The 24,051-nt window shown below is 75.8% G+C and carries 18 protein-coding genes; 7 read left to right on the top strand and 11 right to left on the bottom strand.

Going from position 1 to position 24,051, the window contains the following annotated elements; all coding sequences use genetic code 11:
* The first annotated feature begins 47 nt into the window (after positions 1–47).
* Genes ABZ881_RS15660 through sbnB form a run of 3 tightly spaced genes read left to right on the top strand, consistent with a single transcriptional unit; the run spans position 48 to position 4,530 of the window.
* Entirely contained in the window at positions 48–2,474 is a 2,427-nt protein-coding gene (locus ABZ881_RS15660; RefSeq protein ID WP_358485122.1) for an amino acid adenylation domain-containing protein, read from the top strand.
* Positions 2,475–2,497: 23 nt separating this feature from the next.
* Positions 2,498–3,463 carry a TauD/TfdA family dioxygenase gene (locus tag ABZ881_RS15665; protein WP_358485123.1) on the top strand — a complete coding sequence of 322 codons (966 nt, stop codon included), beginning with the start codon at positions 2,498–2,500 and terminating at the stop codon, positions 3,461–3,463.
* On the top strand, positions 3,460–4,530 hold the full coding sequence (gene sbnB, locus ABZ881_RS15670; RefSeq protein ID WP_358485124.1) for a 2,3-diaminopropionate biosynthesis protein SbnB: 1,071 nt from the start codon (positions 3,460–3,462) through the stop codon (positions 4,528–4,530). Before ABZ881_RS15665 ends, sbnB begins: the two co-directional genes overlap by 4 nt.
* 11 nt (positions 4,531–4,541) lie before the next feature.
* Here sbnB and ABZ881_RS15675 read toward each other — a convergent pair whose 3' ends face one another.
* On the bottom strand, positions 4,542–5,072 hold the full coding sequence (locus tag ABZ881_RS15675) for a hypothetical protein (protein ID WP_358485126.1): 531 nt from the start codon (positions 5,070–5,072) through the stop codon (positions 4,542–4,544).
* Between the two features lie 103 nt (positions 5,073–5,175).
* Here ABZ881_RS15675 and ABZ881_RS15680 point away from each other — a divergent pair, with 103 nt between their 5' ends.
* The 4 genes from ABZ881_RS15680 (at position 5,176) to ABZ881_RS15695 (ending at position 8,250) form a co-directional block, all read left to right on the top strand.
* Positions 5,176–5,874, top strand: a complete 699-nt coding sequence (locus ABZ881_RS15680; RefSeq protein WP_358485128.1) for a response regulator transcription factor — start codon at positions 5,176–5,178, stop codon at positions 5,872–5,874.
* Positions 5,874–7,151 (top strand): HAMP domain-containing sensor histidine kinase, encoded by a 1,278-nt coding sequence (locus tag ABZ881_RS15685; RefSeq protein WP_358485129.1) that lies wholly within the window; start codon positions 5,874–5,876, stop codon positions 7,149–7,151. The genes ABZ881_RS15680 and ABZ881_RS15685 overlap by 1 nt, the downstream gene beginning before the upstream one ends.
* 166 nt (positions 7,152–7,317) lie before the next feature.
* Entirely contained in the window at positions 7,318–7,695 is a 378-nt protein-coding gene (locus ABZ881_RS15690; protein WP_358485133.1) for a cytochrome P450, read from the top strand.
* Between the two features lie 111 nt (positions 7,696–7,806).
* Positions 7,807–8,250 carry a PepSY domain-containing protein gene (locus tag ABZ881_RS15695; RefSeq protein ID WP_358485134.1) on the top strand — a complete coding sequence of 148 codons (444 nt, stop codon included), beginning with the start codon at positions 7,807–7,809 and terminating at the stop codon, positions 8,248–8,250.
* 81 nt (positions 8,251–8,331) lie between these two features.
* Here ABZ881_RS15695 and ABZ881_RS15700 read toward each other — a convergent pair whose 3' ends face one another.
* From ABZ881_RS15700 to mftF, 10 genes are all read right to left on the bottom strand, one after another.
* Complete coding sequence (locus ABZ881_RS15700; RefSeq protein WP_358485136.1) at positions 8,332–9,324, bottom strand: hypothetical protein; 993 nt, start codon at positions 9,322–9,324, stop codon at positions 8,332–8,334.
* Positions 9,321–13,943, bottom strand: coding sequence for a hypothetical protein (locus ABZ881_RS15705; protein ID WP_358485139.1), 4,623 nt, complete (start codon positions 13,941–13,943; stop codon positions 9,321–9,323). Before ABZ881_RS15705 ends, ABZ881_RS15700 begins: the two co-directional genes overlap by 4 nt.
* Entirely contained in the window at positions 13,936–14,757 is an 822-nt protein-coding gene (locus ABZ881_RS15710; RefSeq protein ID WP_358485332.1) for a hypothetical protein, read from the bottom strand. The genes ABZ881_RS15705 and ABZ881_RS15710 overlap by 8 nt, the downstream gene beginning before the upstream one ends.
* 34 nt (positions 14,758–14,791) lie before the next feature.
* Complete coding sequence (locus ABZ881_RS15715) at positions 14,792–16,246, bottom strand: hypothetical protein (protein ID WP_358485141.1); 1,455 nt, start codon at positions 16,244–16,246, stop codon at positions 14,792–14,794.
* Positions 16,247–16,346: 100 nt separating this feature from the next.
* On the bottom strand, positions 16,347–17,372 hold the full coding sequence (locus ABZ881_RS15720; RefSeq protein WP_358485334.1) for a P1 family peptidase: 1,026 nt from the start codon (positions 17,370–17,372) through the stop codon (positions 16,347–16,349).
* On the bottom strand, positions 17,369–18,103 hold the full coding sequence (locus ABZ881_RS15725; protein WP_358485143.1) for an SRPBCC domain-containing protein: 735 nt from the start codon (positions 18,101–18,103) through the stop codon (positions 17,369–17,371). Before ABZ881_RS15725 ends, ABZ881_RS15720 begins: the two co-directional genes overlap by 4 nt.
* Positions 18,104–18,198: 95 nt before the next feature.
* Positions 18,199–19,050, bottom strand: coding sequence for a xanthine dehydrogenase family protein subunit M (locus tag ABZ881_RS15730; protein WP_358485145.1), 852 nt, complete (start codon positions 19,048–19,050; stop codon positions 18,199–18,201).
* Positions 19,047–21,542 carry a xanthine dehydrogenase family protein molybdopterin-binding subunit gene (locus ABZ881_RS15735; RefSeq protein WP_358485147.1) on the bottom strand — a complete coding sequence of 832 codons (2,496 nt, stop codon included), beginning with the start codon at positions 21,540–21,542 and terminating at the stop codon, positions 19,047–19,049. The genes ABZ881_RS15730 and ABZ881_RS15735 overlap by 4 nt, the downstream gene beginning before the upstream one ends.
* A gap of 1 nt (position 21,543) precedes the next feature.
* Complete coding sequence (locus tag ABZ881_RS15740; RefSeq protein ID WP_358485149.1) at positions 21,544–22,062, bottom strand: (2Fe-2S)-binding protein; 519 nt, start codon at positions 22,060–22,062, stop codon at positions 21,544–21,546.
* Positions 22,063–22,428: 366 nt separating this feature from the next.
* Complete coding sequence (gene mftF, locus ABZ881_RS15745; RefSeq protein ID WP_358485150.1) at positions 22,429–24,006, bottom strand: mycofactocin biosynthesis glycosyltransferase MftF; 1,578 nt, start codon at positions 24,004–24,006, stop codon at positions 22,429–22,431.
* Positions 24,007–24,051: the final 45 nt, after the last annotated feature.

Consider the following 24,051-nt stretch of genomic DNA (forward strand, 5'->3'; position numbering starts at 1 on the left):
CCACGACGATCCCACTCTGGTGCACCGATCCGGTACCGGGCACCGCGGTGCACGAGGTCCCGCTGACCGGGACCGCGGTGGCCTGCCCGCCGGACGGCGCGGTGCTGCTGGCGGTGCACGCGGTCGTCCTCGCCGCCCTCACCGGCGATCCGGACGTGCTCGTCGGCTACCGCCCCGAACCCGACGGCCCGGTCCTGCCGTGCCCGGTCGCGGCCGGGGCACCGACCTGGCGCGAGCTGCTGGCCGGGGCGCGGGTCGCGGAGAGCGAGCTGCTCGCGCACCGGGAGACCGCCGCCGACGGCGTGCTGGCCGAGCTCGGCCTGCCCGCGATGCCGTTCGGCACGGTGCTCGATCCGGCCGGCGACGGCGGGGACCCGCCGCCCGGCGCGGTGCTCGCGGTCGCGCTCGTCCGGTCCGGCGGGCGGCCGCTGCTGCGGCTGCGGTACCGGACCGACGCCGTCGACGGCGGGTTCGCCGCCCGGATCGCCGGCTACCACCTGACGGCGCTGGACCGGATCGCCACCGCCCCGGACGCCGATCCGCGGCGGCCGGGCCTGCTCTCCGCCGGTGAGCTGCGGTTCCAGCTCGACGGACTGGCCGGACCGGACCGGGAGCTGCCCGACCGCCGCTTCCACGAGCTGTTCGAGGACCGGGTCGCGGCGCACCCGGACGCGGTCGCGATCGAGCTCGGCGACCGGCGCCGCACCTACCGGGAGCTCGACGAGCGGGCGAACCGCCTCGCGCACGGCCTGCTGCGCGCGGGCCTGCGGGCGGAGGACGTGGTCGCCGTCGTCACCGGGCGGAACCTGGACTGGGCGGCCGCGGTGCTCGCCGTGTTCAAGGCGGGCGGGGCGTACCTGCCGGTCGAGCCGCACTTCCCGGCCGAACGGATCGCGACGACGCTGTCCCGGGCGGACTGCCGGTTCGTGCTCACCGAGCCCGGCTCCACCGCGAACCTGGACCGCGCGGCGGCCGCCCGGCCGTCGATGCAGGTCCGGTCGATGGACGATCCGGCCCTCGACGATCTCCCGGCCACCGCGCCCGGCGTCGCGGTGCGCGCCGACCAGCTCGCCTACATCTACTTCACCTCCGGATCGACCGGCACCCCGAAGGGTGCGATGTGCGAGCACGGCGGGATGCTCAACCACCTGCTCGCCAAGATCGAGGACCTCGGCGTCGGCGAGGGGCAGGCGGTCGCCCAGACGGCGCCGCAGTGCTTCGACATCTCGCTGTGGCAGCTCGTCGCGGCGCTGCTGGTGGGCGGGCGCACCGTGCTCGTCGAGCAGGAGCTGATCCTCGATGTCGACCGCTACCTGGACCGGATCGAGCGGGCCGGCGTGCACGTGCTGCAGGTGGTGCCGTCGTACCTGGAGGTGCTGCTGTCCAGCCTGGACGCACACCCGCGGGAGCTGCCGGACCTGCACACCGTCTCCACCACCGGTGAGGCGCTCAAGTCCGAGCAGGCGCACCGCTGGTTCGCCGCGCGCCCCGGGATCCGGCTGGCGAACGCCTACGGCCTGACCGAGACCTCCGACGACGTCACCCACGAGATCCTGGAGCGGGTCCCGGCGAACGGCCGGATCCCGCTCGGCCGGCCGATCCGCAACACCACGGTGCTGGTGGTCGACGCCGACCTGGAACCGGTCCCGCTGGGCGCACCCGGCGAGATCGTCTGCGCCGGGATCTGCGTCGGGCGCGGGTACGTCAACGACCCGGACCGCACCCGGGCGGTGTTCGTCGACGACCCGCACCGGCCGGGGCGGCGGCTCTACCGCAGCGGCGACCACGGCCGCTGGCTGCCCACCGGCCGGCTGGAGTTCCTCGGCCGCCGCGACGCGCAGGTGAAGGTCCGCGGCTTCCGGATCGAGATCGGCGAGATCGAGAACGCGCTGACCAGGGTGCCCGGGGTGCGCGACGCCGCGGTCGTGGTCGACGGGCGCGGCACCGGCCTGGTCGCGTTCTACTCGGCCACCGGCCCGGTCACCGCGGACGCGCTCCGCGAGCGGCTGGCGGTGACCCTGCCGGAGTACATGGTGCCCTCGGTGTTCCACCGGCTCGACGCGCTGCCGCTCACCCCGAACAGCAAGATCGACACCAAGGCGCTGGCCGCGCTCGTCGCCGAGCCGGATCCCGACGACGGCGTCGAGCCACCCGCCACGCCCACCGAGCGGCGCGTCGCCGCGGTCTGGGCGACCGTGCTCGGCGTCGAGCGGATCGGCCGCGGCGATGACTTCTTCGCACTCGGCGGCAGCTCGCTGTCCGCGGTGAAGGTCGTGCTCGGCCTGGACCGGGTCGTCTCGCTCACGGAGCTGACCGAACACCCGGAACTGGCCGCGCTGGCCGCGCTCGTCGACCGCCGCACCGGCACCGCCGGCTCGGCCGGCTCTCCCGGCACCGCCGGCTCGGCCGGCTCTCCCGGCACCGCCGGGGACCACCCGCGCACCCCGGCCACCGATCTGCTCAGCACACCGTGAGCACCGACCGAACGGAGCATCCGATGACCCAGTCCTCCCTGCTCGACGTCGAGATCAGGCCGGGCCGCCCACCGCTGCTCCCGGCGTCGGCGATCCGCGGCATGCCGTGGGAGGAGTTCCGCGGCGCGCTGCGCAGCGCCGTCGTCGAGTACGGCTCGGTGATGGTCCGCGGGTTCGGCCTGACCGGCCCGGACGACGTCGCCGGCGTCTTCCGCGGGCTGGCCGACCGGCTGATGACCGAGCGGGAGGCGTTCGCCGCCCGCGACGTCGTCGCCGACGGCGTGTACACCTCCTCGGCATGGCCGGCCAACCAGCAGATGTGCATGCACCACGAGCTCAGCTACGCGCTCGACGCCCCCGGCCTGATGATGTTCGCCTGCCTCGCCGCCCCGGCCTCCGGCGGCACCACCGGCGTCGCCGACTCGGCCGCCGTGCTCGACGCGCTGCCGCCCGGCGTCGTCGAGCGGTTCGAGCGGGACGGGTGGCTGCTGGTCCGCAGCTACAACGACGAGATCGGGGCGACCGTCGCCGAGTCGTTCGGCACCGACGATCCGGCGGCCGTGGAGGCGTACTGCCGGGCCAACGCGATCGAGTTCGCCTGGCAGCCCGGCGGCGGCCTGCGCACCCGGCAGCGCCGCCCCGCCGTGCTGCGCCATCCGGTGACCGGGCGGCGCTGCTGGTTCAACCAGATCGCGTTCCTCAACGAGGCCACGATGGCCCCGGAGGTGCGCGAGTACCTGCTGGAGGTCTACGGGCCGGACGGCCTGCCCTTCACCACCCGCTTCGGCGACGGCGAGCCGCTGCATCCCGAGCTCGTCGAGCTGATCACCGACACCTACGAGCGGCACACCCTGCGCGAACCGTGGCAGGCCGGGGACCTGCTGCTGGTCGACAACGTCCGCACCGCGCACGGCCGGGACCCGTTCGACGGCGACCGCTCGGTGCTCGTCGCGATGGCCGACCCGATCCGTCCCGGCGGGCCGGCGTGACCGCCGGGACCGCCCCGGACGCGGGGCCGGCGCCGGCCGGTCCGCTCGCGCCGCCGCCGTTCGCCGTCGTCGGCGGGGCGCAGGTCGCCGCCGCGCTGGCCGGCCGGGAACGGGAGATCGTCGAGCTGGTCGCGGACACCTACCGGCTGCACGGCGCGGGCGCGACGGTGAACCCGCCGTCGTACTTCCTGCGGTTCCCGGACCGGCCGGCGTCGCGGATCATCGCGCTGCCCGCCTCGCTCGGCGGCGACGCCCCGGTCGACGGGCTGAAGTGGATCTCCAGCTTTCCCGGGAACGTGACCGCCGGGATCCCGCGCGCCTCCGCCGTGCTGATCCTCAACGACCACGACACCGGCTACCCGTTCGCGGTGCTGGAGAGCTCGATCATCAGCGCCACCCGGACCGCCGCGTCCGCCGCGCTGGCCGCCGACCTGCTCACCCGGGACCGGGCGCGGCCGCTGCGGATCGGGTTCGTCGGCACCGGGCTGATCGCCCGCTACGTGCACACCTTCCTCGCCGGGACCGGCTGGGAGTTCGCCGAGATCGGGCTGCACGACCTGTCGGCCGCCGGCACCGACGGGTTCGCCGGCTACCTGGCCCGGACCGGCGCGACCGGCCGGGTCACCGTGTACGACGACGCCGGGTCGCTGGTCCGGGCCGGCGACCTGGTCGTGTTCGCCACCGTCGCCGCCCGCCCGCACGTGCACGACCCGGACTGGTTCGCGCACCGTCCGGTGGTGCTGCACGTGTCGCTGCGCGACCTGGACCCGCGGATCCTGCTCGACGCCTGCAACGTCGTCGACGACATCGAGCACTGCCTGAAGGCCGAGACGTCACCGCACCTGGCCGAGCAGCTGACCGGCGGCCGCGACTTCCTGGACGGCACCCTGGACGACGTCATGTCCGGACGGCTGCGGGTCCCGGCCGACCGCACGGTGGTGTTCTCGCCGTTCGGACTCGGGGTGCTCGACCTGGCCGTCGGGGGCTGGGTGCACGACCGGGTCGCGCGGGACGGCGGGCTGCGGGTGGTCGACGACTTCTTCCACGAGCGGAGCAGGCACGGCTGACGCCCGGGCGCTCAGTCGTCCGGGATCGTCTCGACCCGCCCGGTGGGGGTGCCGTCGGCGCAGCTCAGGGTGACCCGGACGTCGGCGTCCTCGCCGTCGAACTCGACCTGGTTCGGCGCGAGATCGTCGTCGTCCTCGCGCTCGAAGCCCTGCGCCGGGTTCACCGACACCACGAACGGCGTCCCGCCCTCGCAGCGGACCAGGATCGTCCCGGCCTGCCCGGCCGGGACCACACCGACCGGCTCCGGCGCCGGCGCCGCCGGGGTGGGCGCGGCCCCCTGCCCGGGCGCGGGCGCGGCACCGGGATCACCGGGCGCGGCACCGGGATCACCGGGCGCGGCACCGGGCGCCGGTCCGCCGTGCCGGCCCAGCTCGGCCCGGACCTCCTCGGCGGCCAGTGGCTGCACCGTCGAACCGCCGGCCAGGCCGCTGCCGATGGCGCCGACCGCGGTCAGGCCCAGCAGCAGCGCGCCGGCCGCCGCGGCGATCCACAGTCCGGCGGCGAGCCCGATCCGGGTGGTGCGCTTGTTCGGGGGGTTCACCCGCACAGGATGCCCCGGCGGACGGTTAACGCATCCCTAAGGCAGCCCGAAAGCCCGTCCGCGGTGCGCGCCCGGACCGGTCCGGCAACTAGGTTCTGGATCCGTGGCCCAGATCCTGATCGTCGAGGACGACCCCGCCATCCGTGGCGCGCTGATCCGCGGGCTGGGCGAGCGCGGGCACGCCGTCGACTCGGCGCCGACCGCGATGGCCGGGCTGGAGTCGGCCGTCGGGAAGCGGCCGGACCTGGTGGTGCTCGATCTCGGCCTGCCCGACATGGACGGCACCACCATGCTGCGGATGCTGCGCGGCGCCAGCACCGTCCCGGTGATCGTGGCGACCGCCCGCGACGACGAGTCGGAGATCGTCGCGGTGCTCGACGCCGGCGCCGACGACTACCTGGTCAAACCGTTCTCCGCGGCGCAGCTGGACGCCCGCATCCGGGCCGTGCTGCGCCGGCTCGGCGACGGCACGCCGGACCCGACCGTCGTCGTCGGTGAGCTGTCGGTGGATCCGCGCTCGCGGCGCGCCCGGCTGGACGGCACCGAGCTGGAGCTGACCCCGCGCGAGTTCGACCTGCTGCACTACCTGGCCGCCCGCGCCGATCAGGTGGTCAGCAAGCGGGAGCTGGTCACCGAGGTGTGGCAGCAGCCCTACGGCGGCGCCGACAAGACCGTCGACGTGCACCTGTCCTGGCTGCGCCGCAAGCTCGGCGAGACCGCGCAGCAGGCCCGCTACCTGCACTCGGTGCGCGGGGTCGGGATCCGGCTGTCCGCCCCGGACGACCCGACCGGCGGCGGCTGATGCGGCGCCGCATCCTGGTGCTCGTCGGCGCGACCGTGCTGCTGGTGCTGGTGGCGTTCGCCGTCCCGTTGGCCGTGCTGGTGCGGACGGTCGCGGTGGACACCGCGCTGTCCACCGCGACCACCCAGGCGCAGTCACTGACCCCGCTGGTCGCGACCGCCGACCGGGCCACCATGGAACCCACCGTCGCGCTGGCCGACGACCGCAACGCCGGCGACGTGTCGGTGATCCTCGCCGACGGGACCGTCTTCGGGGCGCCCGCGCCGCGCAGCGACCTGGTCGAGCTGGGGCTGCGCGGGGTCAGCGCGTCGACCGAGGCACCCGGCGGGCGGGAGATGGTGTTCTCGGTGCAGGGCGCGACGGCCGGCAACAGCGTGATCCGGGTGTTCGTGCCGGACGCCGAGCTGACCCGCGGCGTCGCCCGGTCCTGGCTGCTGCTGGCCGGGCTGTCGGTCGTCCTGCTGGCCGGCGGGCTGCTGATCGCCGACCGGCTGGCCCGCTCCCTGGTGGACGCCACCACCGACCTGTCCGGGGTGTCCGAGCAGCTGGCCCGCGGCGATCTCGCCGCCCGCGCCGATCCGGACGCGCCGGCCGAGCTCGGCGTCGTCGCCCGCGCCCTGAACGGGCTCGCCGGGCGGATCTCGGAGCTGCTGCGGGAGGAACGGGAGAACGTCGCCGATCTCGCGCACCGGGTCCGCACCCCGCTGACCGCGCTGCGGCTGGACGCCGAGGCGCTGCGCGATCCCGACGAGTCCGGCCGGATCTCGGCCGGGGTGGACGCCGTGCAGCGGGCCGTCACCGGCGCGATCGAGCAGGCCCGGCGGCGCGGCGGCGAGGGCCGGGCTGCGGACGCCGCCGCCGTCGTCCGGGAGCGGGTCGCGTTCTGGCAGGTGCTCGCCGACGACACCGACCGGGCCGTCACCCTGGACCTGGCGGACGGCCCGCTGCCGGTCGGCTGCGCGCCCGGCGACCTGGAGGCGTGCGTGGACGCACTGCTCGGCAACGTCTTCGCACACACCCCGGACGGCACGGCGTTCGGCGTCGAGCTGAGCGGGCGCTCCGCGGGCGGCGCCCGGCTCGTCGTGTACGACGCGGGCCCCGGCCTGCCGCCGGGCACCGACCCGACCTCGCGCGGGGTGAGCGGCGGCGGGTCCACCGGCCTCGGGCTGGACATCGCGCGGCGGACCGCCGACTCGGCAGGGGGACGGCTGATCCTCTCCGGGCCGCCCGGGGCGGGACTGCAGGTGACCCTGGAGCTCGCCGGGCCGCAGCCCTGAGGGCCGTTACCCTCACCCCGGTGGGACGACGACTGCCCGGTCCGCGCGGGCCCGCCGCGACCCTGGGGACCACCGCCGGCTTCGCCACCCGGCCACACCACACCCTGCTCGGGCTGCGCGACCGGTACGGCCCGGTGGTGGAGTTCGGGATCGGTCCCGGGCCGAGGTGCTCACGGCCTGCGGTGACGCCCCGCCCACCCGCGACGACCTGCCCCGGCTGCCGTTCCTCGATCAGATCGTGCACGAGCGCTGCGGCTCTACCCGCCGGCGTCGATCAGCGGCCGGTACGTGCGGCGCGGGTTCACCGTCGCCGGCCACGACATCCCGCTGGCCCGGGCCCGGCGAGTTCCTGCCGTTCGGCGGCGGGGCGCACCGCTGCCCGGGGGCGGCGCTGGCCGTAGCCGAGCTCACCGTGCTGCTCGCCCGGCTGGTCGTGCGGGCCGAGCTGGAGCCGGTCCCGGCGCCGGTCCGGCCGTCCGGCTTCCTCGCGATGCGCCCGGTGCACGGGGTGCCGGTCCGGGTGCGGTCGGTCCGGCACCGCTGATCCCTAACCCGTCGTTAGGGATCGGGTAGCGCGGCGTTGGTTCGCGCGGCGGCATCGTTCCTCCCGACACGAGCGAGAGCCGCTCACCAGACGTCACGGAGGAAGATCCGCATGCGCACCAGGACGACCGTCGCCGCCGTCGCCGCCACCGGCCTGCTCCTGATCGGCGGGGGCACCGCGCTGGCACTGGGCTCCGGCTCCGGCGCCACCGGGGCCCCGGTCGCGCCGACCGCGGCGACCGCACCCGAGCTGCCCGTCCCCGGCTCGGCTCCCGACCCGGCTCCCGGGACCGCGCCCGGTGCCGGGCCGGCGCCGGGCGCGCCGCAGCCCGCCGTCGACCGGGCGACCGCCGAGCGGATCGCGCTGGAGCTGGCCGGCGGGGGCCGGGTCACCGAGGTGGAGTTCGACCGGGCCGACCGCGATGACGACGACGACCGCTACGACCGCGACCACTGGGAGATCGACATCCGGGACGGCGCCGTCGAGCACGAGATCGACGTGGACGCCACCACCGGCGAGATCCTCGACCACGACATCGACCGGGACGACGACTGACCTGCCCGACCGCCTCCGCGGAGACCCGTGTCCCGGGAGTGCCGGGTGCCGTTCGGAGCACCGGCACTCCCAGGACGCGGATCATGGTCCGGGCCCGAGGCCGTCCCGCCAGTCCCGGCCGGAGCCGAGCACCCGCCGGCCGACCGCCTCCTGGGCCATCCGCTGCCCGGCGGCGAACAGCTCGCGGACCGGGCCGCGCAGGCCCGGATCGAGCCACTCGACGTCGGTGTGGTCGGCCGGGCCGGCCGGTGCCGGGCGGCCGTGCGCGAGCAGCGCCCGGTAGAGGCCGGTCGCCGGGCGCACCGCGGGCAGTCCGCCGGCCCGCGCCACCGCGGACGCCCGCGCCGGGATCCGCAGCCCGGCGGCGTCGAGATCGCCGAAGTAGCGGATCGCGGCCGGCGGGTCCGCCGCGAGCGAGGGTACCGACGAGACGAACGCGTTCCCGGCGCCCCAGCCCAGCGTGCCGACCGGGCCCGGATCCGCGCGCAGCGCCAGCAGCAGCGAGTGGAACGTGTCGGCGTTCTCCACGACCAGCAGCACCGGGCCGCCGCCGGGGAGCCGTTCGCGGTGCATCGGCAGCGCGACCCGCTCCGCGCGGAGGATCTGCGGTGTCAGCGGGACGGGCAGGCCCGCGTCGAACGCCTTCTCGTCGCCGGTGATCTCCAGCGCGCGCTCCCGCAGCCCGGCGAGCGGGGCGCGCGTCCCACCGGCGAACAGCCACCGGTTGACCTGCCGCACCGCCTCCGCGGGGGCCCGCACGGCCGCCGCGGCGCTCAGCTCCGGATGCCAGGGATCGGCGGCCGGGCGCAGAGCGGGGGCCGCGGCCGGCCGGGTCAGCCGCACCGCGCGGGGCAGCGGCGGGCTGCCGTCGTCGGTGGCCGCGGTCGGGATCAGCGCCCCGGCGGCGGCCAGCTCGTCGAGCGCGGCGGCGAGCAGCCGGCGGGCGTCGGCCGAACCGTGCGCCGACGGGACGGCGTCGACGAACGCCCGCCACAGTCCGGCCCGGTCGATCCGGGTCCGGCCGGTGTCGCGCAGGACCGCCAGCAGCGCCGCGGCGGACCCGGCCGGCGTCATCCGGTCCCGGCCGGGCCGTCCGCGGCCGATCGCACCGCCGGATCGGGCCCGGCCGCGGGTCCTGCAGCCGGATCGGGGGACGCCACGGGCTCGGCAGCCGGGCCGGACGCCACCGCCGCGGGCTCGCCGGCCGGGCCGGTGGGTGCCGCCGCGGGTCCCTCGGCCTCGCCGGTCGGCGCCGCGGCCGCGGCGTCCGGGCGGCGGTAGACCCGCGCGGCGGTGATCCGGCCACCGCCCTCGCCCTCGGGCAGCGAGCGGGTGATCCGCTCGTCGACCGACAGGTACTTGCGGCCTGCGCGCAGGTCGGCGTCGTTGCGCAGCCGGATGAGCAGCGGGAACCCGGACAGCGCACCGGCGTCGAACAGCCCGGTCGTGTAGACCAGCTGCACCCCGAGCGCCTGCGCCACCCCGAACTGCAGCTCCAGCAGGTACCCCGCGGACGCCCGGCCGATCGGGTTGTCCAGGAACAGCACCCCGGCGTGCGCGCGCCTGCCGTGCCCGCGCTGGTGCGCGCGCAGCGCCGCCATCGTGCAGTACAGGACGATCGCCGCGGTCAGCTGCTGGCCGCCGGAGAACACGTCCTTGATCGCGGACACCCGCAGTCGCTCGGTCCGCAGCACCGCGTCCGGCTTGAGCATCTCGACCCGGACGCCCTTCGGCATCGCCGCGCGCACCCCGCGCAGCAGCATCGACATGCCGTCGCGCCGGTCCCGGGCGCGCCCGGAGCCGCCGGCCAGCCCGGAGGCGGTCCGGTCGACGACGAGGCCGAGCTCGTGGCGCAGCGCGGCGTCCGGCAGCTCCTCGAACCGGATCCGCAGGAACTGCTGGCCGGACCAGTCGCCGAGGCCGTCGGGCAGCTGGGAGAGCTTCTGCGCGAGCCGGACCGTGCGCAGCGCCTCGCCGACCATCCCGGACAGCCGGGTGACGATGCCGGAGCGGTGCCGCTCGATGTTGCCGAGATCGTCGTCGAGCGAGCGCAGCCGCGGCCGCAGCGCACCGATCCACTCCCGGGCCAGCCCGGGCATCTCGGTGCGGTCCACCCCGGCGATGTGCCGGTGCACCGGGGAGGAGAGGGTCGCGAACCGCGGGTCCTGGGCGAACCGGGCGACGGCGTCCACGCCGTCGCGCACCTTCCGCTCGGCCCGCGACCGGTCCCCGGCGACCTCGCGCAGCGCCGCCTGGTTCCGCTTCAGCGCGGCGAGCGCCCCGTCGACGTCGCCGCCGAACGGGATCCCGCCCGGCTCCGGGGTGTCCTCCAGACCGTCGACGACGTGCCCGAACCCGCGGGCCAGCTCGACCGCGGTCCGGTGGGCGTCCTCGGCCGTCTGCCGCGCCCGGCGGGCCCGCTCCAGCTCGCGCCAGGCCGCGTCCAGGTCGGCCGACGCCGCGGCGACCAGCTCGCGGCCGTGCTCGGCGTCGCGCGGCTGCTCGTAGGGGTCGATCGGGCGCGGCTCGGCCGGCAGCGACGCCAGCTCCCGGCGGAGCACCTCGACCTCGGTGTTCGCCTTCTGCCTGCGCTCCTCGGCCGCCTCGTAGGCGGCCCTGGCCTGCTCGGCGGCGGCCCGCCGGCTGGTCGCGTCGGCGCCGTCGGGGGTGTGCAGGAACGCGGTCGCCGCCTCCACCACCGAGCGGGGCAGGCCGTCGACGGCGATCCGCCGCTCGGCGGCGTCGGCCTCGGCGCGCTCCAGCGCGCCGCGCAGGTCGGTGTCGACGGCGGTCGAGGCGTAGGCGTCGCGGGCCCGCTGGAACGCGTCGCGCAGCTCGGCGAGCGAGGCGCCGGCCGGCCCGTCGGTGCCGGTGGCCGGCTCGGGGGCCTCCTCCAGCGGGAGCGCGGCCGCCTCGTCCCGCACGGTCGCCGCGATGCTGCGCTGCCGGTCCCGGATCTGCTGTGCGGCGGCGGCCTCCCGGCCCGCCCGGTCGGCGGCGGCGCCCGCGGCGTCGGCCTCCTCCCGCAGCCGGCCGGCGTCGGCGGCGCCGGTGCGGCGACGCTCCTCCAGGCCGGGCCGGCGGGCGAGCTCCTCGCGCAGCGCGGTGAGCGCCTCGGCGCGCCGGCGGGCCGCGGCGACGACCCGCTCCAGCTCGGGGCGGTCGGCGGTGAGCCGGTCGGCCCGCTCGTCGAGCGCCGCGACCTCGGCGCGGGCCTGCTCGTAGGCGTCGGCGGCGGCGGTCCGGGCGGCCTCGGCGTCCCGGGCCGCCGCGGTCAGCTCGTCGAGCGTCGGACGGCGGTCCCGCAGCGCGGTGAACCGGTCCCGCAACCGGCGGTCCTGCTCGGTCAGCTCCTCCAGCGCGGCGATCCGGGCGGCCCGCTCCGCGGTCTCGGCGACCAGCCGGACGCGGACCTCCTCGGCGGCGTCCTCGTCGTGCAGCGCCGGGTTCGGCGGGACGACGAGCTCGATCCCGGGCGCGACGGCGTCCGCCGCGGTCAGCGCGGCGGTGGAGCCGACGGCGACCAGGCAGGCCGGCAGCAGCCGGGCCCCGACGAGCGCGTCGCGGGCCCGGGCGGCGTCGGCCGGCTCGTTGAGCAGCACCCCGCCGGCCAGGTGCGGCAGCCGGTCGAGCACCGCCGCGCGGTCGCCGACCGGGAGCATCGCCAGGTAGCGGCGCCCGGACCAGGCGGTGATGCCGGCCTTCTCCAGCACCTGCAGCACCGACTCGATCTCCGGCGGATCGGGCAGCAGGCCGCCGTCGCCGAGCGCGGCCAGCGCGCGCTCGTCGCGGCGCTGGTCACCGAGCAGCGCGGTCCGTTCCCGCTCGGACCCGCGGATCGCGGTGCCGAGCGTCTCGACGACCAGCGCCGCGTCGGCGTCCGGGCGGACCGTGTCCAGTCCGAGCAGCTCGGCCGGGCGGACCTCGCCGGCCAGCTCGTCGCTCTCCCGGGCCGCGGCGGCGCGGACGGACTCCGCGGTCGCGGCGGCGGCCCGGGCGGTGGCGGCCGCGTCCTGGGCCGCGGTCCGGCGCTCCTCGGCCGCCCGGCGCTCCTCCCGGATCCCGGCGGCGGCGCCGTCGGCGTCGGCCAGTGCCCCGGCGGCCGCGGTCGCGTCCCGCTCCGCGGCGGGGGCCTCGTGCTCGACGTCGTCGGGTCCGGAGCCCTCCTTCAGGTGCCCGGCGGCGACCGCGGCCGCGATCCGCCGGTCCAGGTCGGCGAGCGCCTCGACTGCCGCCGACACCGAGCTCTCGGCGCGGGCGGCGTCGGCGGTGCGCTGCACCTGCTCGGCGCGGGCGGCGGCGGCCCGCTCCTCGGCGTCGGCGCGGGTGTCCTCGGCGGCCTCGGCGGCCGCCTCCGCCTCGGTCGCGGTGCGCAGCAGCGACGCGGCCAGCTCCCGGGCGGCGTCCTGCCGGGCCTGCAGCGCCGGGCGGGCCTTCTGCTCCTCCTCGTCGACCCGGGCCCGCAGCCGGCCGGCCTCGGCGGCCGCGACCCGGTGCGCGAGGACCGGTTCGACGGCGTCCCGCGCGGTCGAGACGGCCGCCGCCCCGTCCCGCTCCCGGGTGGCCTCGTCGGCGTCGGCGACCGCCGCGTCGACGGCCAGCACCGCGGTCAGCCTGCGCAGCTCGCCGACGGTGTCCTGCAACCGTTCGGCGACCCGGGCCGCCTCGTGCTCGGTGGCGACCGCCGCCTCGGCCTCGGTCGCAGTGCCGGCCGCGCGGGTGGTCTCGGCGACCCGGCGGGCGGCGATGGACTCGGCGGTGGTCCGCAGCGACTCGCGGGCGGCGCTCTCCGCGGCCCGCGCGGCCACGGCGGCGTCCTCCGCTGCGACCATCGGTTCGAGCAGCCCCAGGGTGCCGTCGACGAACTCGCGCTCGGACTCGAGCTCCTCGCGCTGGGCCAGCCGGTCGGCGTACCCGGCGACCAGCTCGGCGACGTTCTGCGGCTCCTCCGGATCGAGCACGGCGCGCAGCAGGAAGTCGACGAACGCCTCGTCGCCGGAGAACGAGAACGCCTCCGCCGCCTCGCCCTCGCCGGCGTTCATCGCCCGCTGGTAGCGGAACAGCTCCGGATCCAGGCCGACGTCGACGAGATGGCGGGTCCAGTCCCGGTGCCCGGTCTCCCAGGCCAGCTCGGACTCCGGGTGGTCGCGGTGCGCGGTGTGCAGCCGTTCCCGGAACGACGCGAGGGTGATCCGTTTCCGCTCGTGGGTGAAGGGCAGGTCGTCCATGCCGAACCCGGGCACCGGCCGGAAGGCGTACCAGGCGTCCGCCAGCTTCTCCGGGTCGGACGAGGCGACGTGCCCCCGCCACTCCGACACCTTGCCGGTGACCAGCAGCGCACCCGTCCCGACGTGCATCCACTCGCAGACGACGTGCGCGACGTCCTCGGCCAGTACGAAGTTCTCCAGCACCGTGGTGCTGGTCGTCCCGACCACCTGACGCCGGCCGGGCAGCAGCACCGAGAAGATCAGCTTGAGCAGGACGGACTTCCCGCCGCCGTTCTCCAGGAACAGCACCGAGGCCGGCGACGGCCGCCGCGGGGTGCTCCGGTCGATCGCGTCCGGGGCGAACAGGTCCTCCTGGACGGCCACCTTCACCGGCCGCCCGACGCCGCGCAGGTCGAGCGCGACGTCCTGGTAGCGGGCCGCGGTCGGGCCGACCGAGAACAGCCGGGCCCGGGTCAGCTCATACATCGGGGCCGTCCGTTCCGGCCGCCGGGACCGGGGTGTCCTGCGGCGCGGATCCGCTCACCGGGTGCGCGATCTCGTCCGGCGCGGGACCGCTGTCGAACGGCCCGGCCGGCTCCGCCACCAGCGAGCCCGCGGCCGCACCGACCGGGAGCACGTTCAGCGACAACAGCTCGTCGAACGCCCGCTGGGCGGCCAGCTCGCGGACCTGGACCTGGTAGCGCGGCGTCGTCCGGTAGGCGCCCTCGGCGCCGACCGGCACCAGGAACCCCTGGTCGGCGAGGAACCGCAGGGCCTTCCCGACGATGCCGCGGGTGGTGGACTCGCCGGCCCGGCCGTCCTTGGTCGCGGTGGCCTCCGGGCGGCGCAGCCACACCCGCCAGACCTCCTCGAGCTGCGGCGCGTCCGACTCCGGATCGGCCGGGCCCGCGGCGCGCTCGTTCAGCACCCGGCACGCCTCGCGGACGGCGCCGTCGACCAGCTCCACCGAGACGCGGCCGACGTAGGAGTCGTCGCCCAGGTCGTCGGGCCGCGGGAACGCCAGCGCGGCGACGGCGAGATGCGCGATGCCGTGCAGCACCTTGTCGGCGGCCCGGTTGGTCAGCGCCGTCCGGCGGGCGTAGCTGTCCATCCGGATCTCGAACACCGATCCCTCGGTCGCGGCGAGCACGATGCCCGGTGCCGGATCGACGGCCAGCACCACCAGCCCCAGTCCGGAGGCGATCCGCTGCACGGTGTCGCGGAACTCGTCGTCCTCCCGGTAGCGGCGCACCAGCTCGGCGTAGTCGGGATCGCGGCCGGGCAGCGCCTTGGGCCGCATCCCGTACGCGACGAGCCGGGCGGCGGTCTCGGTATCAGCCACGCGGTCCCACCCGGCGCTCCCCCTCGACACCGGCCGCGGCGAGCAGCAGATCGGCGCCGCCGTACTCCGGGTCGTCGAGCACGGTGCCGTCGTCGACCGCGATCAGCACCGACGGGTCGCCCTGGGTGCGGGCGGTGCCGATCGCCGTCCCGACGGCGTGCAGCGCGCGCAGCGCGACGAGCTGCGGCAGGTCCGGGCCGGCCGCCCGGGCCCGGGTGAGCGCCTCGGACAGCCGCACCGGCTGCTGCCCGGACGCCGGGAACACGTCGTCGACGAGCCGCCACGCCTGCTCCCCGAACCGCTCCCGGGGCTGCGGCGCCAGCTCGGGCTCGGGCACCTCGGAGCCGAACGGGTCCCGGTCGGTCGGCGGGGTCAGCAGCGTCTCGACCAGCCCGCCCAGGCTCGGCACCGACGGGTTCGCCACCCCGGTGCCGGCCGTGAACCAGGCGGTCACCGGGTCGTTCGCCGCGCCGACCCGCAGGCCGAGCGCGGGCCGCAGGAGCTGCCCGAAGACGTCGACCGACGCCCGTTTCGGCTTCCCGGAGAACTGCTGGCGGTCCTGCTCGGCCCGGAACGCCGATCCGGCCTCCTGCAGCCGGGCCTGCAGCTGGGTGTGCCGCTGGATGCAGTCGTCGACGACCTCGACCAGCTCGGCGGCCTGCCTGCGGCGCTCCGGCTCGACGGCCTCGTCGCGGGCGTCGGCGATGTTCGCCTTGATCACGGTCTCGGCGCGGTAGCGGGCCTCGATGTGGGTGAGGGCCTCGTCGAGCAACTGCGGGACGGCGTCCAGCCAGTCCACCGATCGGACGTCGCGCCGGGTCGCCTCCAGCTTGCGGCGCAGCGACTCGGCGTACTGCACGGTGCGGTAGCGGGCCTGCTCGGCGGCCAGCCGGGCGTCGCCGAGCCTGCCGCGCACGATCAGCGTCTCCAGCTTCGTCTCGGCCGCCTCCTGGGCCGACTCGACGTCGGTGTCCAGCGCCCCGACCAGCACGTTGATCGCCTCGTCGGAGGCGCGCAGGTACACCCCGCCGTCCGGCGCGGCGACCTCGACGAGCAGCTTGAAGTCGAACCGCCGGCGCTGGTACCGGCCCTGGGCGTCGGTGCTGCCGTACTCGACGGCGAAGCCGCGGTCGATGCTGCCGACGTTCACCAGGTTGTCGATCACCCACTGGGCGACCCTGGTGTGCTCCGCGCGGGGCGCCTGCGGCGCCTGCGCGGCGACGAAGGGCAGCAGCCGCCGGACGATCTCGGCGTGGTCGGCGCCGTGGTCGAAGTCCATCGCGAGGGTGACCTGGTCGATGGCCTGCAGCCCGATCTCGGCCATCTGGTAGCCGGCCGCGTCCCAGTCCAGCCGACCCTTGCGGGCGTCGAGGTCGTGCAGCGGCGCCGTGCAGGCCAGGGCCTTCAACCGGCGTGCCACGCCCTCGTCCGGACTGATGGTCGACACCCCGACGACTGTAGTTTGGGGGCCGGTGGCCGTCCCCCACCGGGCGTGCGAGCCGGCCCGGCGCGGCCGGGGCACGACGCCGCCCGAGCACGATCCCGGTTCATGGACCGCCGGTGAGCAGCGAGCCGTAGGAGGGCCGGTCCGGCGCGGCGTCCGCGGCGAGCAGCGCGTGCGCCACCGCGCGGGCGGTCACGTCCGCCGCGACGGCCTGCAGCAGGTAGGTGGCGTCCGGGTCCGGTGCGGGCCCGGTGCCGGTGGCGAGCCCGAAGGCGCAGTCGCCGTCCCGGATCGTGTGCACCGGGTGGATCGCGCGGGCCAGGCCGTCGTGCGCCGTCGTCGCGAGCCGGGTGCAGCCCGCCTTGTCCAGGGTGGCGTCGGTGGCGACGACGACCAGCGTCGTCGCGGTGCCCGGTGCGGGTGCGTGCGCGGCGTACAGCTCGGCGATCCGCTCCCGGGCGGCCGGTGCGGGCAGGTCGGCCGGGAACTCGCCGGGCAGCCCGGACCGGGCGCCCAGCAGCTCGCCGGTCCGCGGATCGATGCCGGACCCCGCGGAGTTGAGCACCACCAGCGCGGCGACCGTGGCGCCGGTGCCGAGCACCGCGGAGGCGGTGCCGATCCCGCCGCGCAGGCCGCCGGAGACGGCGCCGGTGCCCGCACCGGCCGAGCCCTGCGGAACCGGTCCGTCGTGTGCGGCGTCGTAGGCGGCGGCGCCGGTCGCGGCTGTGGGGCGGGCGGCCGGGTCCCCGCCCCGGCCGAGGTCGAACACGACCGCGGCCGGGACGATCGGGACGACGGCGCCGGGCACCGGGAAACCCTCGCCGTCGCGTTCCAGGCGGGCCATCACACCGGAGGCGGCGTCCAGCCCGAAGGCGCTGCCGCCGGACAGCGTGATCGCGTGCACCCGCTGCACGGTCGCGGTCGGCGCCAGCAGGTCGGTCTCCCGGGTGCCGGGCGCCGCACCGCGGACGTCGACACCCGCGACGGCACCGCCCGGCGGGGCGAGCACCACGGTGCTGCCGCTGCGGGTCCCCGGCCCGGTCAGCCCGGCGTGCCCGACCCGCAGGCCGGCGACGTCGGTCAGCCCGTTCGTCGCACCCGCCCGCAGCCGCGCTCCGTGCAGGATCAGCCCTTCTTCTTGCCGCCGCGGGCCCGCCGGACGACCAGGAAGACCAGCGCCAGCAGGCCGATGCCGCCGAGCACCGGCGCGAGCCGCTTGAGCACCGGCGCACCCGCGGAGTCGAGCAGGTCGATGGCCTCGACCGGGCTGCTCTGCGGCTGCCGGGGCGCGGCCGGCTTCGGGGCCGAGGTCGTGGCCGCGGACTCACCCGTGGCCGGCGGCACCGCCGGGATCGGGCTGGTCTCGTCGGCGGCGTGCTTCGGGCCCGCGCCGTTGGAGGTCGCGGCGCCGCCCGGACCGGTCAGCTTGTCCGCCACGCAGGAGGCGAACTGGCCGATGATCTTGTCGGCGACGTCGGAGATGACCCCCCGGCCGAACTGGGCGGGGCGCCCGGTGACGGTCATGTCGGTGACCATCGTGACCGAGGTCTTGTCCGGGCCGTCGGCGACCATCGTGCCGGTGACGACCGCCTTGGCGGTGCCGTTGCCGCGGGCGTCCCGGCCCGAGGCGTCGATGACGACCTTGTGGTTGGCGTCGTCCCGGTCGATGTAGGTGCCCTTGCCCTTGTAGGTCAGCGAGATCGGGCCCAGTTTGACCTTGACGGTGCCCTGGAACGAGTCGCCCTCGTACTCGGTCAGGGTGGCCCCGGGGAAGCACGGCGCGATGAGCTCCGGGTCGTTGAGCGCCTTCCAGGCGTCCTCGATCGGCGCCGCGATCGTGAACTTGTTCTCCAGCTGCATCTTTCGTCTGCCTCCTCGTGCGAAGGGGCGCCGGCCCGGGAGGTGCTCCCCGGCCCGGCGCCCCTTCGGCGTGCTACTGCGAACGTCAGCGGTGCTCAGCCGGCCGCGGCCAGCACGGCCCGCCCGGTGAGCACCTTCGCCAGGTGTTCACGGTAGTCGGCTGCGGCGTCCGCGTCACTCGGAGCGGAGGTCCCTTCCGTGGCGTGCTCGGCCGCCGCCTTCGCGACGTCCGGGCCTGCCGCCTGCCCCACCAGGGCCTGCTCGACCCCGGTCGCCCGGATCGGCACGTTCCCCATGTTGGTCAGACCCACCCGGGCCTGCGAGATGGTGCCGCCGTCCACCTTGAGCGCCACCGCGACGGCGACCATCGACCAGGCCTGGGCGACCCGGTTGAACTTCTCGTAGTGGGTCTTCCAGCCGGTGTACTTCGGGAACCGGACCATGGTGAGGATCTCGCCCTCGCCGATCGCGGTGGTGAAGTAGTCCTGGAAGAACTCCGCGGCGGGCACCAGGCGGGTGCCACCGGCGCCGAGGATGACGAACTCGGCGTCCAGCGCCAGCGCCGCCGCCCCGAGGTCACCGGCCGGGTCGGCGTGCGCGAGGGCGCCGCCGAGGGTGCCGCGGTGGCGGACCTGCGGGTCGGCGACCGTCTCGGTGGCCTGCGCGATCAGCTCGACGTGCTGCTTGATCAGGTCGTTGCGCATGACCTCGTGGTGGGTGGCCGTCGCGCCGACCATCACGTACTGGTCGTCCTCGCCGATCCGCTTGAGCTCGGGGATCCCACCGAGGTCGATGACGGTGCTGGGTGCGGCGAGCCGCAGCCGCAGCACCGGCAGCAGGCTCTGCCCGCCGGCGAGGATCTTGGCGTCCTCCCCGGCCGACTGCAGCGCCTGCACGGCCTCCTCGACCGAGGAGGGCCGGACGTAGTCGAACTTCGCCGGGATCACTGGGTCTCCCCCTTCGGGTTGTTCGGGTCAGCGCTGTTCGGATTCACTGAGCCCAGTCCTCCTCCGGGGCTGTGGGTGTCGCTGGGCGTCTGCTGCACGGAGTGGCCCTTGGCCACCTGCAACGCCCGCCAGACCCGCTGCGAGGTGGTCGGCATCTCGATCTCGCTGACGCCGAGGTGCCGGATCGCGTCGAGCACGCCGTTCACGATCGCCGGGGTGGAGGCGATGGTGCCCGCCTCGCCGACGCCCTTCACACCGAGCGGGTTCGTCGTCGACGGGGTCGAGACGGTCTCGGTGGTGAAGCTGGGCAGGTCGGCCGCGGACGGCAGCGTGTAGTCGACGAACGTGGCGTTCACCAGGGTGCCCTGGTCGTCGTAGTTCGCCTCCTCGAACAGCGCCTGCGCGATGCCCTGGGCGAGGCCGCCGTGCACCTGCCCCTCGACGATCAGCGGGTTGATCACGTTGCCGATGTCGTCGACACAGACGTAGTTGCGCAGGGTGACCCGGCCGGTCTCGGTGTCGACCTCCATCGCCGCGAGGTGGGTGCCGTGCGGGAAGGAGAAGTTCTCCGGGTCGAACACGGCGTCCGAGTCCAGCGAGGGTTCCATGCCCTCCGGGTAGTCGTGCGCCATGAACGCGGCGAACGCGATCTCCTGGATCGCCTTGCCCTTGTCGGTGCCCTTGACGGTGAACTGCCCGTTCGCGAACTCGAGGTCGTCCTCGGACGCCTCCAGCAGGTGCGCCGCGATCTTGCGCGCCTTCTCCACGACCTTCTCGGCCGCGTTGACGATCGCGATGCCGCCGACCACCAGCGACCGGGAGCCGTAGGTGTCGAGCCCCTTCGGCGCCACCTGGGTGTCGCCGTGCAGGATCTCGACGTCCTCGAAGGGCACGCCGAGCTTGTCCGCGACGATCTGCGAGAACGCCGTCTCGTGGCCCTGCCCGTGCGCCGAGGCTCCGGTGGTGACCTCGACCTTGCCGGTGGCGAGCATCCGGATGCTGGCGGCCTCCCAGCCGCCGGCGCCGTAGTCCAGCGAGCCGAGCACCCGGGACGGGGCGAGCCCGCACATCTCGGTGAAGGTCGAGATGCCGATGCCGAGCTGCACCGGGTCGTTGTTCTTGCGCCGCTCCTCCTGCTCGCGGCGCAGGCCGGCGTAGTCGAACAGCTCCATCGCGCGCTGCGTGGCCTGCTCGTAGTTGCCGGTGTCGTAGGTCAGGCCCACGACGGTGGTGAACGGGAACTCCTCGTGCGCGATCCAGTTCTGCTCGCGCAGCTCCATCGGGTCCCGGCCGAGCTCGACGGCGAGCTCGTCCATGATCCGCTCGATGCCGAAGGTGGCCTCCGGACGCCCCGCTCCCCGGTAGGCGTCGGTGAGCGTCTTGTTGGTGAAGACGTTCGAGCAGGTGAACTTCAGCGCCGGGATCTTGTAGATGGCGTTGAACATGAACGCGCCGAGGATCGGCACACCCGGGCCGACCAGCCCGAGGTAGGCGCCCATGTCCGCGTAGAGGTGCACGTCCAGGCCGGTGATCGTGCCGTCCCGCTTGGCGGTGATCGTGAGGTCCTGGATCTGGTCCCGGGCGTGGTGCGCGGTGAGCATGCACTCGCTGCGGGTCTCGGTCCACTTGACCGGCTTGCGAAGCTTCTGCGCGAGCAGCACGCAGAGCATCTCCTCGGGCAGCACGCCGATCTTGCCGCCGAAGCCGCCGCCGACGTCGGGGGCGATCACCCGCAGCTTGGACTCGGGGACCCCGAGGGTCACCGTGGTCATGGTGCGCAGGATGTGCGGCACCTGGGTGGCGGCCCAGATGGTCAGCTGCTCGCCGGTCGGGTCCACGACGCAGGAACGGGGCTCCATGAACGCCGGGATCAGGCGCTGCTGGCGGAACCGGCGCCTGACCACGATCTGGTCGTCGTCGGCCTCGGCGGTCTTGATCGCCTCGCCGATGTCGCCACCGGTGCCGGCCGCCGCGGAGTCGAAGATCCAGGTGGCGGAGACGTTGCTGCCCAGGTCCGGGTGCACCAGGTCGGCACCGTCCTGCGCGGCGGCCTCCATGTCCAGGACCGGGTCGAGCGGCTCGTAGTCGACCTCGACGAGCTCGGCGGCGTCCCGGGCCGCGGCGGCGGACCGCGCGACGACGACGGCGACGCCCTCACCGGAGAAGTTCACCCGGCCGACGGCGAGCACCGGGCGCTGCGGCGCCTTCTGGTCCGGCGTGATCGGCCACGCACAGGGCAGGCCGACCTCCTCGGCGCCCAGGTCGGCGGCGGTGAACACGCCGAAGACGCCGGGGGCCTTCTCGGCCTCGGACTTGTCGATCGAGGTGATCGTCGCCCGGGCCAGGGTCGAGCGGACGACCGCGATGTGCAGCGTCCCGGGCGGGGTGATCGAGTCGGTGTAGCGGGAACGACCGGTGATGAGGCGCTCGTCCTCCTTGCGGACGCGCGCCTTGCCGATCTCTGCTGTGGTGGGTTCGGCGGTCGTGGTCAACTCAGTTCCCTCCCGCGACCGGGGTGGCCGTCTGGCCGGCGGGGGCCTGGGCGCCCGGCTTCATGTTCTTCGCCGCGGACTGCACCGCCCGCACGATGTTCTGGTAGCCGGTGCAGCGGCACAGGTTGCCCTCGATGCCCTCCCGGACCTCCTGCTCGGTCGGGTCGGGATTGTCGCCGAGCAGGTCGACCGCAGCCATGATCATTCCCGGCGTGCAGTAGCCGCACTGCAGGCCGTGGCACTCCCGGAACGCCTCCTGCACCGGGTGCAGGTTCCCGTCGCGGGCGAGGCCCTCGATGGTGGTCACCTCGCCGCCGTCGGCCTGGACGGCGAGGACCGAACAGGACTTCACGCTCTGCCCGTTCAGACTCACGGTGCACGCACCGCAGTTGCTGGTGTCGCAGCCGATCAACGTCCCCGTCGTGCCCAGCGTCTCCCTCAGGTACTGCGCGAGCAACATGCGGGGCTCGACGTCGTCGGCGTAGTTCACGCCGTCGACGGTGACCCGGACCTCTGTCATGAACTCTCACTCCTCGTACGCGACCACGCACTCGGTCGCGCGGGGTCTACCGGGGACTGGTCGAGGTACACCGAGCGCGGTCGCGACCGCGTCGGCGCGCCTACCATCTGCCGTCACGCGTGTGGCGGCGCCCACATCACACTCCCGATCATGCGGGCAGGCAAGGCGGACGACCGAGGCGCCGTGACCGGTCGGACGGCGTGTCGTGGGCGTGACCGGAGCCACTCGGGTGACCCGGCCGCACCCGCGGAGACGATCTCGCGAAGAGGCCGCAGAATCGGATCCGTGACGAGGCGGGAATCACTCGTTCAGACCAACCCGGACGGAGTGGTCCGGCGGCCGTGTATCAGGTCAGCCTAACCTACCTCAGCGACGCGGTCCAGGGCCGGTCGGACGCAGCGGTGCCGTCGTCCGGTGGCGCCAGGCCCCCCACCAGAGCCCCGCGCCGTAGGCCAGGTCGTCCAGCCGGTGCGCGACGAGATGACCCACCGGGGAGATCCGCACCCGCGGGTCCCGGTCCCGGTGCAGCCACCAGTCCGCCAGCCCCTCGGCGAGCGCCGCCGCCAGCACCGTCGCACGGGCCCGCGCGGAGAACGGCAGCGCGAGCGCGGCCATCGGCCAGAAGTGCCTGGTCAGCCCGGACGCGCACTGCCACAGCGCGCCGGAGAGCCCGAGTGCGGTGAGCCGGGCCGCGCTGCGCCGCGGCCGCTCCAGGCGGGCCAGCTTGCGGGACAGCCGATCCGTCGCCACCACGGTGACGACGGCGGCGACCGCGGTCGCGCCGCGGCGCCGGGCGAGCAGTAGCAGGCAGACCGCCGCCGCCGGACCGGAGAGCACCATCGGCGGCACCGCGCCCGGATGCCGCAACGCCAGCGGGGCCGCACCGGTGCCGTAGAACGCCTTGCGGCGCAACCACTCCGCCGGATCGGTGCGATGGTCGTGGGCGACCCGGGCGGCCGGTTCGAAGCGCATCGCCCAACCGGCGGCGTGCAGCCGCAGGACCAGGTCGACGTCCTCGGCGACGTGCATCGCCGGGTCGAACGCCGCCGCCCCGACGGCCGCCACCCGGACCAGCATCGCCGCGCTGGGCACGTAGGCGACCCGGGAGCGGGGCACGATCAGCGCCGGATCGGGCCCCAGGTCCAGTGAGGACCGGACCGCCTCGTACCGGCCGACCAACCCGCGCAGGCCGGTGCCCGCGGCCGGATCGAGCGCGACGATCCGCGGCGCGACCAGCCCGACCGCCGGATCGGCGAGATGGGCGAGCAGCGGTTCCAGCCAGCCCGGCTCGGGCACCACGTCGGAGTCGAGGAACACCACGAACGGGGTGCGCGCCGCGCCCAGCCCGGCGTTGCGCGCCGCCGCCGGGCCGCGGCTGGCCGCGTGCCGCAGCAGCCGCCCGCCGGCTGCCTCGACGCTGCGGCGCAACGGTTCCGGCTCGGTCGAGCCGTCGTCGACCACGATCAGCCCGCCCAGCTCGCCGATCGGGAGCGCCGCCAGCAGCGCGTCCAGCGGCCGGTCCCGGACCGGCACCACGACGGTCACCTCGGCCGGTCCGTGCGGTCCGGCATGCGGTCGGGCATCCGGTCCGGCCCCCGGTCCGGCATCCGGCCCCGCCGGCCCGGTGTGCGGGCCCGTCGCTCCGGTGTGCGGGCCCGTCCGCGGCACCGGATGCGCCAGCCCGGCGTCGAGCAGGGTCCGGGCCAGCGCCCGGTGTGTCGGCCCCTCGACGATCAGCGTCCCGCCGGGCGGGGGCAGCAGCTCCCGGGCGCGGGCGGAGAGGTGGACCAGCCGCGGCGGGGCGCCGCCGAGCAGCGCCGCGCCGCCGTCGATCGGGCGGGCCCGCCGGTCCAGCCGCACCCGGAACCCGTCCGGCAGCCTGCGGTCGGCCGGGGCCGCCGGCGCGGCGGCGGGACGGTCGGGGCGGGTGTCGGCGGCGGTCACCGGAGGAGCGTTCCATCCGCGGGGGCCGCGGGTCGACTCCCCGGC

The sequence above is a fragment of the Pseudonocardia sp. NPDC046786 genome (assembly GCF_040645415.1).
In the GTDB taxonomy this organism is placed as follows: Bacteria; Actinomycetota; Actinomycetes; order Mycobacteriales; family Pseudonocardiaceae; genus Pseudonocardia; species Pseudonocardia kongjuensis.

Bases quoted from the DNA above. Each gene is read 5' to 3' on its own strand.
- ABZ881_RS15665 (WP_358485123.1), top strand. From the start codon at position 2,498: ATGACCCAGTCCTCCCTGCTCGACGTCGAGATCAGGCCGGGCCGCCCA.
- ABZ881_RS15685 (WP_358485129.1), top strand. From the start codon at position 5,874: ATGCGGCGCCGCATCCTGGTGCTCGTCGGCGCGACCGTGCTGCTGGTG.
- ABZ881_RS15695 (WP_358485134.1), top strand. From the start codon at position 7,807: ATGCGCACCAGGACGACCGTCGCCGCCGTCGCCGCCACCGGCCTGCTC.
- ABZ881_RS15700 (WP_358485136.1), bottom strand. From the start codon at position 9,324: ATGACGCCGGCCGGGTCCGCCGCGGCGCTGCTGGCGGTCCTGCGCGAC.
- ABZ881_RS15705 (WP_358485139.1), bottom strand. From the start codon at position 13,943: ATGTATGAGCTGACCCGGGCCCGGCTGTTCTCGGTCGGCCCGACCGCG.
- ABZ881_RS15710 (WP_358485332.1), bottom strand. From the start codon at position 14,757: ATGCGGCCCAAGGCGCTGCCCGGCCGCGATCCCGACTACGCCGAGCTG.
- ABZ881_RS15725 (WP_358485143.1), bottom strand. From the start codon at position 18,103: ATGCAGCTGGAGAACAAGTTCACGATCGCGGCGCCGATCGAGGACGCC.
- ABZ881_RS15740 (WP_358485149.1), bottom strand. From the start codon at position 22,062: ATGACAGAGGTCCGGGTCACCGTCGACGGCGTGAACTACGCCGACGAC.